Here is a 1480-nt window from a genome sequence, read left to right on the forward strand (position 1 = left end):
TCGATCAGGTGGTGAGTGGTCTTGCATCAATGTATCCGGCCTTTGATTGGAGCATTTGCTCCGGGCCATCATGGATATCAGCGCGCGTGCGTTCTCATTAGCGGACAGGCCTCGATTGGGCCATTTGGGTCACCAGTGTTCGCATGCGCCGGGAAGACCGGACCTCCATCTCGTCTCATCCTCTCGCAGACCTCGGCTGGAACCTGTTGATGGGGTTACGTCATCGCATGCTCCTCCTACCTCGTAGTTCCTGTGTTCGAGCCAGGGGCCGTTCCTTCGTCCCGGCCCGCAGGACGTGCGTCGCGTCGCGCGCACGGGCGGTCAAGGCCGGCCGTTGCGCTTGGCTTGCGGCTGGCTCCGGCGTTGCCAGGCCGCGCCTTGACCGCGCCGAGCACGGCGCGAGGATCAAGCGGGTCGGACGCCTGCATCGTTGGTCCTTGTCAGCTCGAAGGCGCGTCCTTTAGCCAGCACCGCCCAGGCGATGCGGGCAAGCTTGTTGGCGAGTGCGATCGCCAGCACGTTGTGGTGCAATCGCTTCTTGGCGGCTTCGATCCAAGATCTGAGTCCGTAACGTTCCCAGTTCTTGATCCTGACCAGCACAACCCATGCCGCCTGCACGAACAGAACGCGCAGGTAGCGATTGCCGCGCCTTGAGATTTTGCCGAGGATCGTGCGGTCTCCCGTCGAGATCTGCTTGGGCACCAGTCCGAGCCAGGCGCCGAAGTCACGGCCTTTGGAGAAGACGTCTCCAGTGCCGATCGCGGCCACCATGGCGCTCGAAATGATCGGCCCGATGCCAGGCACCGTCATCAGGCGCGAACATGCCTGATCTTGACGGGCCAGTGCTTCGATCTCGCCGGAGAGGCTATCGATGCGCTGATCCAGCTGACGCCAGTCGCCTGTCAACTCCTCGATGACACGCAACATGCGTGGCGACAGGGCATCGGTGCGCGTCGCAAGGATGGTGGGCAGTTCTGTGCGCAGGAAGCCGATACCCTGGCGCACCGTGATCCCGCGTTCCAGCATGAAGGCGCGAATCTGGTTGATGATGCCGGTGCGTTGCGACACCAGCCGCTCGCGCACCCGATGCAGCGCCTGCAGATCCAGTTGCTCCACTGTCTTGGTCGCCACGAACTTCATCGTTGGGCGCTGCACGGCTTCGGCAATCGTTTCGGCATCGTTGAAGTCGTTCTTCTGTCCCTTGCTATAAGGGCGGACATATTTGGCCGGCATCAGCCTGGCATCGTGACCAAGCGATGCGAGTTTGCGGCTCAAATGATGTGCGCCGACGCAGGCTTCCATGCCGATCAGGCAAGGCGGCATATTGGCGAGCCGCGCCTCCACCTGGCCACGCGACCACTTTTGCCGCAGCACGATGGCACCGCGCGCATCGTGGCCCACGACATGGAACGAGTTTTTGCCGATATCGATGCCGATCACGGCGATCGCGGTATTGAGTGTCTGGGACATGGCGTGCTCC

Annotated in this window: 1 protein-coding gene; it reads right to left on the minus strand. The window is 62.2% G+C overall.

Features of this window, described 5'->3' with window-relative positions:
* Positions 1-405 precede the first annotated feature (405 nt).
* A complete protein-coding gene (locus CT676_RS43620; RefSeq protein ID WP_135217353.1) occupies positions 406-1470 on the minus strand; it encodes an IS110 family transposase in 1065 nt (354 codons plus the stop codon).
* Between the last annotated feature and the right edge of the window lie 10 nt (positions 1471-1480).

This window comes from Bradyrhizobium sp. MOS001 (genome assembly GCF_004634465.1).
Taxonomy (GTDB): Bacteria; Pseudomonadota; Alphaproteobacteria; order Rhizobiales; family Xanthobacteraceae; genus Bradyrhizobium; species Bradyrhizobium barranii.

Bases quoted from the DNA above. Each gene is read 5' to 3' on its own strand.
- CT676_RS43620 (WP_135217353.1), bottom strand. From the start codon at position 1,470: ATGTCCCAGACACTCAATACCGCGATCGCCGTGATCGGCATCGATATC.